Below are 14914 nucleotides of genomic sequence, written 5' to 3'. Positions count from 1 at the left end.
CCGGGGCCGGTGCGCAGGGCGCGCAGGAACGGGCCGATCAGCAGGCCGGCCATGAGGAGGCTGCCGAGGGCGACGCCGATCGCGGCGGAGCGCACGCCCCACAGGGCGTGGCAGCTGAGCAGGACGACCAGGATGCCGAGGTTGTAGGCGACGTAGATGCCGGCCGGGGCGGTGAAGCGGTGGTGGGCGCGCAGGGCGGCGGCGAGGTAGCCGGCGACGCCGAACGGCAGCACGGTGATCGCGGTGATCCGGGTGCAGGTGACGGCGAGCCGGGGGTCGGCGAGGCCGGGGGCGAGCAGGTCGACGAGTTGGGGGGCGCCGAGGGCGGCGCCGAGGGAGAGGGTGGTCAGGGCGAGCAGCAGCCAGGGCAGGGTGGCGCGGACGACCTGGCGGACCGGGTCGGGGCCGTCGGGGCGTTCCTCGCGCAGGACCAGGGCGAGGGCGAAGGCGGGCACCATGAGGAAGGACATGGCGTCCTCGATCAGCAGGGGTGCGGCGGTCTCGGGGACGGTCCAGGCGACCAGGAAGGCGTCGGTGCCCTGGTTGGCGCCGAAGTAGCGGGCGAGCAGGAGGTCGCGCAGCAGTCCGAGGGCGGAGCCGGCGGCGCTGAGGACGGCGGTGACGCCGAAGGCCCTGGCGAGGAAGCGGCTGCGGGGGGCGGCGGCGGGTCCCGGTCCGGGCGGGGCGGGTCGGGGGGCCGGCAGGGTGGTGGGCACGACCGTCGGTTGGTCCGTCGTCATGGCGTGCCCGCCGGGGGTCGGGCGGCGCGGGCGGCGAGGCCGAGGACGATCGAGGTGAGCACGGTGGTGGTGCCGCCGATGTCGGCGTAGAGGAAGTCGATCAGGACCCAGGTGAGCAGAGCGAGGGCGGCGAGGGCGGGGCCGCGGCCGCGGGCGTGGCGCAGGCAGCCGAGCAGGAGGCCGAGGAAGAGCAGGCCGTAGGCGACGATGCCGATCAGGCCCTGTTCGCTGAGGACCAGGAAGTACATGTTGTGCGGGGAGAGCAGGGGTTCGCGCTGGAAGCCGATGGTGGCGTCGGCGGCGTCGCTGCCGGAGGAGAGCCGGAGCGGGGCGTGGCTGTCGCGCAGTTGCTGGAAGGCTTTGGGGCCGGCGCCGGTGACGGGGTGGTCCTGCCAGATCCGGCCGGCGGTGGCCCACAGGTCGTAGCGGTCGGAGACCGACTGGTCGGGGGCGGCGGAGACGGAGCCGATGGAGCTGAGCCGGTCGGTGACGCCGGAGCCGCCGAGGCCGAGTCCGCCGACGAGGACGACGGCGGCGGCCGCGCCGAGCAGGGCGCCGCGGACGGCGAGTCTGGCGTCGGTGCGCAGCAGCAGGACGGTGGCGGCCGCGGCGGTGGCGATCCAGCTGCCGCGGCTGAAGGAGACGGCGAGCGGGAGGGCGAGGAAGGCGGCGGCGGCGAACATGGCCCGGCGCAGGCGGGGGTCGCCGTCGGGTCCGCGTTCGCCGAGGGCGAGGGCGAGGGCGGCGAGCAGGCCGTAGGCGACGACGGTGGACATCGCCATGATGTCGAGGGCGCCGAAGGTGCCGACGGCGCGGATCGGGCGGCCGGTGTAGGAGGCGCCGGTGCCGGTGAGGAACTGGTGGACGCCGACGACGCCCTGGATCAGCGCGGCGGCGACGAAGGAGCCGAGGACGAGGCGCTGGTCGGTGCGGTCGCGCAGGGAGCAGAGCACGGCGGCGGGGACGAGCACGAACACCTGGGTGAGGCGGACGAAGCCGGTGAGGCTGGTCGACGGGTCGATGGAGCCGACGGTGGCGACGGCGGCGGCGGTGACGATCGCGCCGAAGCGGACGGCGTCGGCGCGGCCGAGGGCCGGGGTGCGGCCGCGCAGCAGGTTGACGGCGGTGAGGGCGACCAGGGCGAGCGAGGCGAGGTCGGCGGCGGTGATGTGGACGGCGGCGGCGACGTCCTTCTCCCCGGTGGGGACGCAGACCAGCAGCACGGTGGCGGCGGCCAGCAGGCCGGGGCGTTCCTGGAGGACGCCGCCCGCACGCCGTAACAGCCGGGCGGGGTGCGGTGGTGCGGCGAGGGGCAGAGCCACGGCGTTGTTCAGCTCCCGTCCGGGTGGAGCATGAGGGCCGCGGTGCGGCACAGGATCTTGACGTCCTGCCAGAGGCTCCAGCTCTCGATGTAGCGGTTGTCGAAGCGGGCCCGGTCCTCGATCGAGGTGTCCCCGCGCAGGCCGTTGACCTGGGCGAGGCCGGTGAGGCCGACGGGGACGCGGTGGCGGTCCGCGTACTCGGGGTAGGCCTGGCTGAACCGCATGACGAAGTAGGGGCGTTCGGGGCGGGGGCCGACGAGGCTCATGTCGCCGCGGAGCACGTTCCACAGCTGCGGGAGTTCGTCGAGGGAGCTGCGGCGCATCAGCCGGCCGACGGCGCCCATCCGGTGGTCCTGGGAGATGTTCCAGCGGGTCGCGGACTCGTGCTCGTTGCTGGGCCGCAGGGTGCGGAACTTGAGGACGGTGAAGACCCGGCCGTCGAGGCCGGTGCGCTGCTGGCGGAAGAGGACGCCGGGGCCGGTGTCGAAGCGGACGGCGAGCGCGCAGAGGGCGAGCACGGGGGCGAGCAGCAGCAGTCCGGTCGCGGCGGCGGTGACGTCCAGGGTCCGCTTGACGGCCCAGCCGGGGCGACGGGTGGCGGCGCGGCCGACCCGGACGCAGGGGTAGCCCCAGAGGTGGTCGGCGCCGGTGAGGCGTCCGGCGGCGAGGGAGCCGTACTCGCGCAGTGCGGGGACCAGCCAGACCTGGCAGCCGAGGCGGGCGGCGTCGCGCAGGGCGGCGGCGGTCTCGGCCTCGTCGGCGGCGCCGGCGGTGGCGACCACGTGGTGGACGCGGTGGCGGCGGACTTCGCGTTCGAGGACCTCGCGGCCGCCGAGCACGGGCAGGTCGGTGTCGCCGGCGAGCAGCGGCGGGTCGGGGTCGAGGAAGCCGATCGGTCGCATCCCGTACTCGCCGCGCTCGTTGAGGGCGGCGGCGACGCGGCGGCCGAGCCGGCCGGCGCCGAGCACCAGGACGGGGCTGGGCCGGCTGCGGCGGATGCGGCGCACCAGGTGGTAGAGCAGGGCGCGGCCGCAGACGGCGAGCAGCAGCTGGGTGCCGAGGAGGACGATCAGCCGGGCGGGGGTGGCGGGGCCGGTGTCGGGCCAGTGGCCTTCGAGGCAGCCGGCCAGGCTGATGGCGAAGGCGGAGGCGACGAGCGCCCGCGCGGTGAGGGCGGGCAGCTCGTCGAGGACGGAGAGGGTGAGGCGGGTGCGGTAGAGGCCGCCGGCCAGGTTGAGCAGGAGGAGCAGGGGCAGCAGGGCGGCGACGCCGAGCAGGGGTGCCACCCGGACGGCGGGGTCGAGGGCGCGGTTGGCGACCCCGGTGGCGGTGCAGAGGGCGAGGGCGTCGACGGCGACCAGGGTGACGGGCAGGGCGAGCCGGGCGCGGACCGGGCGGCGGTGCCGGCGGGACGGGGCGGCGCTGCGGGTCTGGGCGGCGCGCTCCGGGCGGTCGAGCAGCCCGGTGGCGGGCCGGGGCGGGCCTGACAGGGACCGCCCGGGCCTTGGCACGCTGTCGTGGTCAATGGTCATCAGCGCACGAACTCCCCTGCTGTGTGCCCGGGGTGACGGCGGCCCGGCACCGGTTGGCCCGGAGCGGCCGTCCCGGCCCGGTGGGCGCGGTCCTGACAGCACCTGCTGCCGCTGGCGGCTTTCGATTTCCTCGCAAATTTCCGGCGTGAAATCGAAACGAAGCAGGCAAAATCAGACGTTACCGAACGCTGGCTTGAATGCTGGAAGTTGACTTGCCGTTTCATTCCAGCCGCCCATTAATAGGTATTTCTGATTTCACCCCTCATCCACAACCGGTTGAGGGTGCGAATACGACGGCGCCGTATCGGCGGGTCATTCACGGCATGTGAAACGATCAGATCCGCTGCGGGACACGGGCGCGGCGTCGCCCGGCCGCCGGACCGGCCCCCAGCAGGTCGCGGTAGAGCGCGTCCACCTGTTCGACCACCGAGCGAACATCATGGCGAGCCGCGGCGTGCTCGCGCAGCCGCAGACCGCGCCGCTCGCACTCGATCGGATCGGACAGCGCCTCGGCCATCCGGGTGACGAGCGCGTCCACATCACCGGGCGGCACCACGGCGGACACGCGTTCGACCGGCGGTAGGCACTCGCGCGCGCCCGGCACATCGGTCAGCAGCACCGGACGCCCGGAGGCCATCGCCTCCAGCGGGGCCAGCGCCATGCCCTCCCAGCGCGAGGGCAGCACCACCAGATCGGCCGCCGCCAGCCACGGCCGGGGGTCCGCGACGTCCCCCACCAGCTTGACCCGGGACGGCTCGGCGCCCTCCCGGACCGTCGCGGCCAGCCGGGCCTCCTCCGGTCCGCCGCCGACCAGCGCAAGCCGGGCGGCCGGCACCAGGCGCCGCACCTCCGGCCAGGCGGCGAGCAGCACGTCCTGGCCCTTCTGGCGGCAGAGCCGGCCCACGCAGACCGCGAGCGGGGCGTCGAGCTCCAGGCCGAGCGCGATCCGGGCGGCCCGGCGGTCGGCGGGCGCGTAGTGGCGCACGTCCACACCGTTGGGCACCACCGCCCAGTCGGCGTGCAGTCCGGCCGCGATGCCGTCGGTCCGCTCCTGGACCGAGACGCAGAGCAGCCGGTGCGCCCAGCGGGTCGCGTACCGCTCCCAGCGCAGGGTGGCGGCGGCCAGCGCGCCGTCCACGGCGGCGAAGGACCAGGCGTGCGGCTGGAAGACCGTGGGCACCGCGCCGCGCACGGCCAGCCGGCCGGCCAGCCCGGCCTTGGCGCTGTGCAGATGGAGCATGTCGGGCGCGGCGGCCCGGACGATCCGGCGCAGCCGCCAGGCCTCGGCCGCGGTGGCCGGGCCGGGCGAGCGGTCGGCCGGCCAGTCCTGGACCAGCGCGCCGACGGCGGCGGCCTCCTCGGCCAGCCGGCCGCCGCGCGGACAGGCGACCAGCACCCGGTGCCCGGCCTCGCGCTGGCCCCGGACCAGGTCGACCACGACGCGGGCCACTCCACCGTCGACGGGTTGGGAAATGTGAAGGATCGTCATATGCACGGCGGCGAGCCTAGGGTGGCCGCACCGTGCCGCGGGGGCCCCGTCACCCGGAGGTGGCGGGGCGTCCACCCGTACGGCGTGCCGCTCGCACGGGTGGACGAACTCCTCGAATCCCTGGACGAGTTGGCGGGGCGGGCGAGCCGGTCGGCCCGGGCCCGGCCGCGCCCCGGACGCTCCGGCTCAGCGCACCTCGGCGGCCAGGTTGGCGAGCACCTCGTCGTGGATCCGGTTCAGGCCCTTGGGCGCGAAGGTCCGCTCGAAGAAGCCGCCGATACCGGTCGCGCCCTGCCAGGTGGCCGTGACGGTGACCCTGGTCCGGCCCTCGCCCGCCGCCGCGACGGTCCAGGTGACCACCATGCTGGAGTTGGCATCCTTCTCCACCAGCTGGTCCGGCCGCGGCGCCGAGACGGTGAGCAGGCAGTCGCGGACCCGCTTCTCGGTGGCCTCGAGCTTCCAGTGCACCTGGGTGCCCGCGCCGGTGCCGCCGACCCGGACCTCGTACTCGCTGTACTGCGCGGGCAGCAGCTTGGGGCGGATCACCTGGTAGTCGGCCAGGGCCTCGTACACCCGCTCGGGGGCCGCGTCGTAGACCCGCTCGGTGGTGGCCTGCACCTGTCCCATGGTCCTGCTCTCCTTCGTCGGTCGTCCGGCGCCGGGTTCCGTCCGGCCGGTGTCGCTCACCGGCCAGCAAATCACAGCGAACGGGGTGCGCCGGGCGGCGCCCTCCGGTCCGGGCGGACAACCCCCTAGAGTGGCGGGTGTGCTCGAACAGGTGACAGCAGTGCGCTACGTCGACCCGCTGCGGGCCGGCGGTTCCGTGCCCGGCGTGGTGGAGACCGACGACCTGGGCACCTATGTGGTGAAGTTCACCGGGGCCGCCCAGGGCCGGAAGGCGCTGGTGGCGGAGGTGATCGTCGGCGAGCTGGCCCGGCGGCTCGGCCTGCGGGTGCCGGAGCTGCGGCTGGTGGACTTCGACCCGGCGGTGGCCGAGGACGAGCCGGACAGCGAGATCCAGGACATCCTGCGGGCCAGCCGCGGCGTCAACCTCGGGATGGACCTGCTGCCCGGCGCCCGCGACTTCCGGCCCGGCATGATCGACGTCGGACCGACCGAGGCCGGCCGGGTGGTGTGGCTGGACGCGCTCACCGGCAATGTCGACCGGACGGTGCACAACCCCAACCTCATGGTCTGGCACGGCCGGCTCTGGCTGATCGACAACGGCGCCGCGCTGATCTTCCACCACCGCTGGTCCGCGGCCGGGGCCTCGGTCGGCAAGCGGTACGACCTGAGCGCCCACGCCCTCGGCGGGTACCGCCCGGACGTGCGGCTGGCGGACGAGGAGCTCGGGCCGCTGGTCACCGCCGGGCTGCTGGAGCAGGTGGTGGCACTGGTGCCGGACGCCTGGCTGGCCGACGAGCCGGGGTTCGACTCGGTCGGGGCGCTGCGCCGGGCCTATGTGGAGCACCTGGCGGAGCGGGCGGCCCGTTCGGCGGAGTGGCTGCCGGAGGGGTTCTCGACCCCCGAGCAGTTGCTCGACGCGGAGCGGCGGCGGGCCGCGCGGACCAGGGCCGGGCGGCCGGCCTGGCTGCGGGAGGTGCCGGACCTGCACGGCAAGCCGTCGGTGGAGACGGTGTGGGAGCAGCACGTCGAGTGATCCGCCGGCCGGACGCGGCCGGGGTACGGAGAAGGGCATGCGAACGGGGGCGGGACTGGTGTCCCGCCCCCGTTCGGCGACTCAGGGGTTCAGCAGCCGGTCAGCCGTGGCTCAGCGCCACCACTGGACCGCCTTCTCGGCGTTGATGATGCCCGCGCCGTAGAAGCCGTTGTCGTCCGCGCCGCCCTCGCAGGTGGCGGTCCACTCACCGGCGCCGCCCGGGTTGTACGGGGCCGACGGGCAGGCGTGCGACTCGGCCTGGTTGGTGAGCAGCTCGGTCAGCTCCTCCGGGCTGGCCCACGGGAAGGTGCTGGCCAGCAGGGCGAGCACACCGGCGGCGTGCGGGGAGGCCATCGAGGTGCCCTGCATGTAGCCGTAGCCGCCACCGGGGATGGTGGACAGCGTGCGGCCGTTCTTGTCCGGGGTGTCCGGGATCTGGTAGCGGCGGTCGCCGCCGGGGGCGGCCACGGTGACCTTGTTCTTGCCGTAGCTGGAGTAGTACGACTTGTCGCCGTTGACACCCACGGAGGAGACCGCGACGACGCCGTCCAGCTCGGTCGGCAGGTTCAGGCAGTCCTGGGTGATCGGGCGCTCGACCGGGGTGGTGTCGTCCGGGCTGGCGACGTCCTTGGTCTTGTGGGCCAGGTCGATGTTCTCGTTGCCCGCGGCGGCGACGTTGAGGACGCCCTTGCGCTGCGAGAACTCGACGGCGCGGCGGACGGCGGTGGTGATCGCCTCCTGGTCCGCGTCGTTCTGGCAGTTGAACATCCACGGGTCGACGAAGTAGCTGTTGTTCGTGACCTTGAACTTGTGCTCGCCGGCCCAGACGAAGCCGCAGATGGCGTACTCGGGGTAGATGAAGCCGCCGTCGTCGACGACCTTCACCGCGGCGAGCTTGACGTTCGGGGCGATGCCCTCGATGCCCTTGCCGTTCTTGGCGGCGGCGATGGTGCCGGCCACGTGGGTGCCGTGGGCGCCGTCGACGCCCGGCTGCCACGCGTCCCAGGCGGTGTTCGGCTTGCCGCCGTCGATGCAGGAGACCGACTGCGAGGCGTCGATGTTGGCGGCGAGGTCCTCGTGCTTGCCGTCGATGCCGGAGTCCAGCACGCCGACGGTGACCTTGTTGCTGCCCAGGGACAGCTTGTGGGCCTTGTCGACACCGATCTGACGCATGTCCCACTGGTTGGCCCAGTAGGGCTCCTCGCCGGCGGCGGGGGCGGCGGTCGGGGCGGCGGCAACCTCGGCGACCTTGTCCTCGGAGGCGGTGATGCCCTTGGTGCGGCTGGCGCCGACCGACTCGACAGCCTTCGCCTTGCGCAGCTTGGCGGCGAACTGGGTGTCGGTCGAGCGGGCGATCACCACGCCGATCTGCTCGTAGGAGTAGACCACGGTGCCGCCGAGGGCCTTGACCGCGGTCTCGACCTTCTGCACCTGGCCGTGGTTGGCCTTGGTGTTGACGACGTAGCTGAGCAGCGGACCGGTGGTCGTCTCCGCCCCGGCGGCGAAGGCGCTGCCGGCCGGGAGCGCGAGGGCTCCGGCGGTGGCGAGCACAACGCCGACCGCCGCGATCCGGGTCCGGCTGATCCGAGGAACACTCATAGGGGTTGGCCCTCCCGAGTCGTCATGCTGCAGCTGCGGTTGGCAGATGCGCTTGGAATGATCGGGACGCTAGTGAACAAGTGTTGCAATCCGCAAGAGGTAGTCATCTAATCGTCACAAGTCATCCACCGACGGAAGGTATGACTCCGCTCCTGCTGGGCAGAGGTGGCGATCTGACGATCGGACGAGCACAGAGCTCACTGGCGGGTGATCCTAGTAACCCGGACCTGGGGGGCGACAGGCATTCGGAACGGCCGAAAGCGGCCAGTGGCGAGTGCTCGCCAGTGGCGGCGGGCCGACGCTCAGATCGCGTACAGTCGGCGGGCGTTGTCGGCCGCCACCAGCCGGGCCAGCCGATCGGCGTCGGCCGCGGTGCAGGCGCCGTCGGCCCGCCAGCCGCCGAGCAGGGTGCCCAGGCCGTGGCGGAACTGCGCCGCGCCGACCAGGTGGAGCTCCGGCAGGCCGTAGCCGTCGGTGGAGAACAGCAGCTTGCCGAACGGCGCCAGCTCCAGCATCTCGCCGAGCACCGCCGCCGCCCGCGGGCCGACGTAGGAGGTCGTCAGTCCGAGGTCGGTGTACACCAGCGGGAAGGCCTGGGCCAGCCAGGCCGCCTGCCGGTGGTAGGGGTAGCCGTGCAGCAGCACCAGCGGGACGCCGGACGGCTCGGCGGCCCGGACGAAGTCGGCGAGCAGCGACGGGTCGGCCCGGTGCAGGGTGACGTCGGGATCGCCGAAGCCGGTGTGCAGCTGGAGCGGCAGCCGCAGCCCGGCGCAGACCTCCAGGGCGGTGTGCAGCAGCTCGTGCAGCAGGACCGGGTCGGTCAGTCGGCCGCCCCCGGCGCGCTGCCGGGCAGCGGCGGCCGCCGTCACCTCGGCCGGGGAGGGCCGCCGCGCGGGTACCGCGAGGCCGGCCCGGTAGGCCACCACCGACTTGAGCGCGACGGCGCCGGCGGCCGCGGCGGCCAGCGCCTCGCGCACCGCCCGCGCCCAGTCGCCGGGCGGTGCGTCGACGGCCTCGGCGACCGGCTCCAGCCGGACCACCTCGCGCACCCGGGCGCCGGACGCCCCGGCGAACCCGTCGAGCGGCAGCAGCGGGAAACCGGCGGCGCCGGTCAGCCCGGTGTCCACCAGGCAGGTGTCCAGGCCGGCGGCGGCCAGCAGTCGGCGGGTGGCCTCCGGGGCGCCCAGCTCGCGCCGCCGGGCGAGGTACTCCTCGGCGGGCGCGTGCGCGGGCAGCCCCAGCGCGGGCGGGCACCAGCGGCGCACGGCGAGGCCGAGCGCGCTGTCGAAGGGCGAGGTACCGGGCGCGGGCGGGCGGTCGGACTCGGTGAGCAGCCCCGCCAGGGCCTCGTCGTCGAGCTCGGCCGTCACCACGCTGTGGCAGTGGTGGTCGACCAGCGCGGGGACGTCGGGGTAAGACACGCCCCTAGTACCGCCAGCGGGTAACGGCGGCCAGCCGCTCGGGCGAGGCGCCGGCGTACTGCTCGGCCTCGGCCTGGCGGACGGCCAGCACCGCTTCGAACAGCGGCTCGCCGAGCGCCTCCCGGAGCACGGCGGAGCCCCGGTAGGCGGCGAGCGCCTCGGTCGGGTCGGCCGGCAGCCGGGGGAAGGTGCCGGGCTCGGCCAGCGACGGGTCCCCGGTGGACTCCGGCGGCAGCGCGAGCCGCTGCTCCCGCCCGGCGAGGCCGGCGGCGATCACCGCGCCGACCGCCAGGTAGGGGTTGGCGGTGGCGTCGAAGCACTTGATCTCGGCGTTGGCGGCGGAGGACCGCTCGCCGGTGGAGCCGGTGACCAGGCGGAGCGCGGCCTCGCGGTTCTCCAGGCCCCAGCACTGGTAGGCCCCGGCCCAGTGCGAGGGGACGAGCCGCAGATAGCCGGCCGGGCTGGAGCAGCCGAGCACCAGCAGCTCGGGCAGCGCGCCGAGCACCCCGGCCAGGAAGCCCTCGGCCTCGGCGGTCAGCCCGTGCGGGCCGGGGCCGCCGTGCGCGAGGTTGCGCCCCTCGCGCCAGAGGCTGAGGTGGAGGTGGCCGCCGTTGCCGACCCCGCCGGCCTCGACCGCCGGGGCGAAGGAGACCCGCAGGCCGTGCCGGGCGGAGACGGCGCGGACGGTGTGCCGGACCAGCACCGAGGTGTCGGCGGCCTCGACCGGGCCCTCCGGGGCGACCGAGACCTCGAACTGCCCGGGCGCGTACTCGGGGTGGATCTGGAGCACGGTCAGGCCCTGCTCGCCGAGGGCGCGCAGGACGTCGCGCAGGTAGTCGGAGAGGTCGGTGAGCCGCTGCATGCCGTAGGCCGGGCCGGCCGTCGGGTAGCGGGGCTCCTCCCCCTCCGGGCCGGCCAGCGCGACCACCCACTCGATCTCGATCCCGGCCTTGAGGGTCAGGCCCTGCTCGGCCGCGGCGGCCACCGCCCGGCGGGCGAAGAGCCGCTGGCACCCGGGGTGCGGGGCGCCGCCCTGGGTGTAACGGTCCCCCGGGGCCCAGGCCCAGCCGGGCTGGGCGGCGAGCGGGACGATCCGCTCCACGTCGGGGTAGAGCCGGAGGTCGCCGGTGGGGCCGCCGATCAGCCGGCTGGTGACGATCGAGTCGTCGGCGAGGAAGACGTCGAAGCAGGGGGCGGCGCCGACGCCCCACTGGGCCGCGTGCACCAGGCCGCCGAGCGGCACCGCCTTGACCCGGGCGATGCCGGCGTTGTCCACCCAGGTGACGGCGACCGCCTCGACCCCGGAGCCGCGCAGCCGGTCGACGGCGGCCTGCGCGCGCTCGCCGCGCTCGGCCCGGTCCGCCCGCGGCGGCAGCACGGCTCCGGCGCCGGCCTCGACATGCCCGGCCGGGCCGGGGGCGGGCCGGGCGGCGGACCCGGCGGCGGGCTCGGGTCGGTCCGTGGCAACGGTTCCAGTGGTCATGCCCCCATGGTTCCCAGCGCCGGCGGGCCGCGTAACTCCCCTATCGGGTGGTCCGAACGGACGTCCGTCCACATCCTCACCCGCACGGGTGATCGCCCGGCCGTGAGCAGCGGAACTCCTGTCCCCCACCCCCTTCCTACTCGCCGGTAGCTTCGCTACAGTGTCCGCACGCACCACTGCCGGGCTTCGGGAGCCGCACCGGCGGGGCGCCGTCCGCCGCGCCGGGAACCGCGGGGCCGACGGCGGACGACGGTGCGTTCGTTCACCGGCCGGTGCCGCGGATCGCGGCCGGAGCCGGATTTCTCTCCTCTGTGTTCAGAGCCGCTTCCTTCACCTGAGCGCCTGAGTACCACGGCACACCCGCAGCACCGCCGGAGCGGACCGGCGGCTGCGCGGTGGCCGCAACCGTCATCCCCCCGCACCGCGCGCGGACCCTCCTCCGGAAGGGCGCGCCCTTCCGGAGCGCGCGCGGGCCTTCCATGACAAGGAGTCAGGACAGATGGAGCGTCCCTTTCCCACGGTCGCCGTGGTCGGACTCGGCACGATGGGCACCGGTGTCGCCGTCGCGGTCGCCAGGAGCGGCCGCCGGGTGATCGGCATCGAGGCCGACGAGAAGTCCGCCGCCCGGGCCCTGGCCCGGATCGAGGAGTCCACCGCGCACGCGGTGGCCCGGGAGCGGCTCACCGCCGAGGAGCGGGCCGGGCTGCTCGCCCGGCTCACCGTCGGCCACGCGCTGGACGCGGCCGCCGGGGCGGACCTGGTGATCGAGGAGGTCCCCGAGCAACTGGAGCTGAAGCGGGAGGTCTTCGCCGAGCTGGACCGGATCTGCCCGGCCGGCACGGTGTTCGCCACCGGCACCACCGCGCTCTCGGTGACCCGGATCGCCGCCGCCACCGCCCGCCCGGACCGGGTGCTCGGGCTGCACTTCTTCAACCCGGTGCACACCATGAAGCTGGTCGAGGTGGTGCGCACCGTGCTCACCGCCCCGCAGGTCGCCGAGGACGCCGCGGCGCTCGCCCGGGACCTCGGCAAGGAGCCGGTGGCGGCCGGCGACCGGGCCGGCTTCGTGGTCAACGGCCTGCTCTTCGCGTACCTCAACCAGGCCGCCGCGATGTACGAGTCCAAGTACGCCACCCGGGAGGACATCGACGCCGCGATGCGGCTCGGCTGCGGCCTGCCGATGGGGCCGCTGGCACTGCTCGACCTGATCGGCGTGGACACCGCGCGGACCGTCCTGGAGGCGATGTACGAGCAGTCCAGGGACCGGCTGCACGCGCCCGCGCCGATCCTCGGCCAGCTGGTCGCGGCCGGACTGCTGGGCCGCAAGACCGGCCGGGGCTTCTACACCTACGAGGCGCCCGGCTCGTCCAGGGCCGTCGACACCACCGCCGGCCCGGCCCGTCCGGGCGTGCCCGGACGGGAGGTGCGCAGCATCGGCGTCTGCGGCTCGGGCACCATGGCCACCGGCATCGTCGAGGTGTTCGCCAAGGCCGGGTACCCCGTGCTGCTGGCCGCCCGCAGCCTGGAGAAGGCCGAGCGGGCCAAGGCGCAGCTGGCGAAGTCGCTGGAGCGCTCGGTGGCGAAGGGCCGGCTGACCGAGGAGCAGCGGGACGCCGCCCTGGGCCTGGTGACGCCGGTCGGGCAGTACGGCGAGCTGGCGGACGTGGACCTGGTGGTCGAGGCGGTGGCCGAGGACCTCGGGGTGAAGCGCGAGCTGTTCACAGCGCTGGACGCGATCGTGAAGCCGGGCGCGGTGCTGGCCACCACCACCTCCTCGCTGCCGGTGGTCGCCTGCGCCTCGGCCACCCGGCGGCCGCAGGACGTGGTCGGCATGCACTTCTTCAACCCGGCGCCGGCGATGCGGCTGGTCGAGGTGGTCTCCACGGTGCTGACCGCGCCGGACGTCACCGCGACCGTGCTGGAGCTGTGCGCGAAGGTCCGCAAGCACCCGGTGGAGTGCGGGGACCGGGCCGGCTTCATCGTGAACGCGCTGCTCTTCCCCTATCTCAACGACGCGGTGCGGATGCTCCAGGAGCACTACGCGACGGTGGACGACATCGACACCGCGATGAAGCTCGGCTGCGGCTACCCGATGGGGCCGTTCGAGCTGCTGGACGTGGTCGGCCTGGACGTCTCGCTGACCATCGAGCAGGTGCTGCACCAGGAGTTCCGCGAGCCGGGTCTGGCCGCGGCGCCGCTGCTGGAGCACCTGGTGGCGGCGGGCTGCCTGGGCCGCAAGACCGGCCGCGGCTTCCGCGACCACGCGCGCCGATGACCACGCCGCCGTCCTACGGGGGAGCACCCGACCGGCCGCCGTTCCGGGCGGAGCGGGCGGGCTGGGGGGCGGGCTCGGTGTCCGCCCACTGGCCGAGACCGGCGGTCGGCGGGCCGGTCGCCCCGGTACGCCGCGCAAGGCCCCCTGCTCCGGCGCCGGGGACGTGTAGCGTTCCGGGCATGGATCGGGTTCAGTCAGTCTCCCCGCAGCAATCCGCCCCGCAGCAGTCCGCGCCGGCGCGTGACGGCCGGTCGGCCGGGACCGGCGCGGAGGGGGGCCAGGGCAGCCGCCGGGCGGCCGCCCAGCGCCAGCAGATGCGCCAGGACCTGGCCACCGCCGCGATGGAGCTGTTCGCCTCGCAGGGCTACGAGGAGACCACGGTCGACCAGATCGCCGCGGCCGCCGGGGTGGCCCGGCGGACCTTCTTCCGGTACTTCCGGTCCAAGGAGGAGGCGATCTTCCCGGACCACGACGACACCCTGGTGCGGGTCGCCGATCTGCTGGCCAGCGCCGAGCCGGAGGAGCACCCGCTGGACGTGGTCTGCCGGGGCATCAAGGAGGTGCTGCGGATGTACGCCTCCACGCCCGGGGTCTCGGTGGCCCGGTACCAGCTGATCCGCCAGGTGCCGACGCTGCGGGAGCGGGAGATCGCCGTGGTGGCCCGCTACGAGCGGCTGTTCACCCGCTACCTGCTGGGCCGGTTCGACACCGCCGGGGAGATCCCCGCGGGCTGGCAGCACGGCGGCGAGGACGACTCGATGCTGGCCGAGGTGTCGGCGGCGGCGGTGGTCGCGGCCCACAACCACGTACTGCGGCGCTGGCTGCGGGCGGGCGGCCGGGGCGACGTGGAGGCCCAGCTGGACCACTCCTTCGAGGTGATCCGGCAGACCTTCTGGGGCTCCAGCGCACCGGGGGCGCGCCGGCGCGGTGCCGTGGTGGCACCGGGTGCCAGTGGGGCGGAGGCGGAGACCTCGGCCGCGCGCGCACTGAGTGCCAGCTCCGGAGGTGAGGTGCTCATCACAGTCACCCGGACGGACGCCCCGCTTGAGCTGGTGGTGGATGCCGTGCGGGCCGCCCTGGAGGGCGTCAAGCAGGCCTGACAGTAAGCGTTTTCGCAGGTCATAGAGGGTTCGAGGGCCCGTGCCGGAGTGTCGGCACGGGCCCTTTCCATGCCCTCCGCAGGCCCTCGGAAGGCACCTCCGGACCACTCGAATTGGTGGCACCGCGTGTCTTTACGAGTGGCACAGGGTGCCACTACCTTGTTACCCACCAGTCGCGGCGCCGCGGCTCCCCACCTCGGCGCGCCGTCGAACCGGCGCCCCCAGACCCCGGGGGCGACCCACCGCAGTACCCCGGCCCACCAGCCACCGGCCCGACAGCCACCCCGGCCCAA

At 74.7% G+C, this 14914-nt stretch carries 11 protein-coding genes; 3 read left to right on the top strand and 8 right to left on the bottom strand.

Annotated elements, in window-relative coordinates:
• The 5 genes from BI06_RS44315 to BI06_RS44295 all read right to left on the bottom strand — a co-directional run.
• The coding region (locus BI06_RS44315) for a lipid II flippase MurJ (RefSeq protein WP_304440907.1) at window positions 1-740 on the bottom strand (740 nt) is incomplete at its 3' end.
• Window positions 737-2062 carry an O-antigen ligase gene (locus tag BI06_RS44310; RefSeq protein ID WP_043478607.1) on the bottom strand — a complete coding sequence of 442 codons (1326 nt, stop codon included), beginning with the start codon at window positions 2060-2062 and terminating at the stop codon, window positions 737-739. The genes BI06_RS44315 and BI06_RS44310, both read right to left, overlap by 4 nt.
• Before the next feature lie 8 nt (window positions 2063-2070).
• On the bottom strand, window positions 2071-3594 hold the full coding sequence (locus tag BI06_RS44305; RefSeq protein WP_030398289.1) for an exopolysaccharide biosynthesis polyprenyl glycosylphosphotransferase: 1524 nt from the start codon (window positions 3592-3594) through the stop codon (window positions 2071-2073).
• Window positions 3595-3928: 334 nt separating this feature from the next.
• Window positions 3929-5083, bottom strand: coding sequence for a glycosyltransferase (locus BI06_RS44300; protein WP_030398290.1), 1155 nt, complete (start codon window positions 5081-5083; stop codon window positions 3929-3931).
• 186 nt (window positions 5084-5269) lie between these two features.
• A complete protein-coding gene (locus BI06_RS44295) occupies window positions 5270-5710 on the bottom strand; it encodes an SRPBCC family protein (protein WP_043478604.1) in 441 nt (146 codons plus the stop codon).
• Window positions 5711-5849: 139 nt separating this feature from the next.
• On the opposite strand from BI06_RS44295, the gene BI06_RS44290 reads away from it, so the two are divergent.
• Window positions 5850-6743: a HipA family kinase gene (locus tag BI06_RS44290; protein WP_043478711.1), complete on the top strand. Its 894-nt coding sequence runs from the start codon at window positions 5850-5852 to the stop codon at window positions 6741-6743.
• A gap of 111 nt (window positions 6744-6854) precedes the next feature.
• Here the strand turns inward: BI06_RS44290 and BI06_RS44285 are convergent, their stop codons facing one another.
• The 3 genes from BI06_RS44285 to BI06_RS44275 form a co-directional block, all read right to left on the bottom strand.
• Entirely contained in the window at window positions 6855-8342 is a 1488-nt protein-coding gene (locus BI06_RS44285; protein WP_030398293.1) for a S8 family serine peptidase, read from the bottom strand.
• A gap of 302 nt (window positions 8343-8644) precedes the next feature.
• Window positions 8645-9763 carry an amidohydrolase family protein gene (locus tag BI06_RS44280; RefSeq protein WP_043478602.1) on the bottom strand — a complete coding sequence of 373 codons (1119 nt, stop codon included), beginning with the start codon at window positions 9761-9763 and terminating at the stop codon, window positions 8645-8647.
• 4 nt (window positions 9764-9767) lie between these two features.
• Window positions 9768-11246, bottom strand: coding sequence for a glutamine synthetase family protein (locus tag BI06_RS44275; RefSeq protein WP_082559101.1), 1479 nt, complete (start codon window positions 11244-11246; stop codon window positions 9768-9770).
• 499 nt (window positions 11247-11745) lie between these two features.
• Between BI06_RS44275 and BI06_RS44270 the strand changes: the two genes are divergently transcribed.
• Window positions 11746-13521 (top strand): 3-hydroxyacyl-CoA dehydrogenase family protein, encoded by a 1776-nt coding sequence (locus BI06_RS44270; RefSeq protein ID WP_043478599.1) that lies wholly within the window; start codon window positions 11746-11748, stop codon window positions 13519-13521.
• A gap of 179 nt (window positions 13522-13700) precedes the next feature.
• Window positions 13701-14621, top strand: a complete 921-nt coding sequence (locus BI06_RS44265) for a TetR family transcriptional regulator (protein ID WP_030398297.1) — start codon at window positions 13701-13703, stop codon at window positions 14619-14621.
• Window positions 14622-14914 lie beyond the last annotated feature (293 nt).

This window comes from Kitasatospora sp. MBT66, from assembly GCF_000710405.2.
Lineage (GTDB): Bacteria > Actinomycetota > Actinomycetes > Streptomycetales > Streptomycetaceae > Kitasatospora > Kitasatospora purpeofusca.
This window is presented reverse-complemented; position numbering and strand designations above follow the sequence as displayed.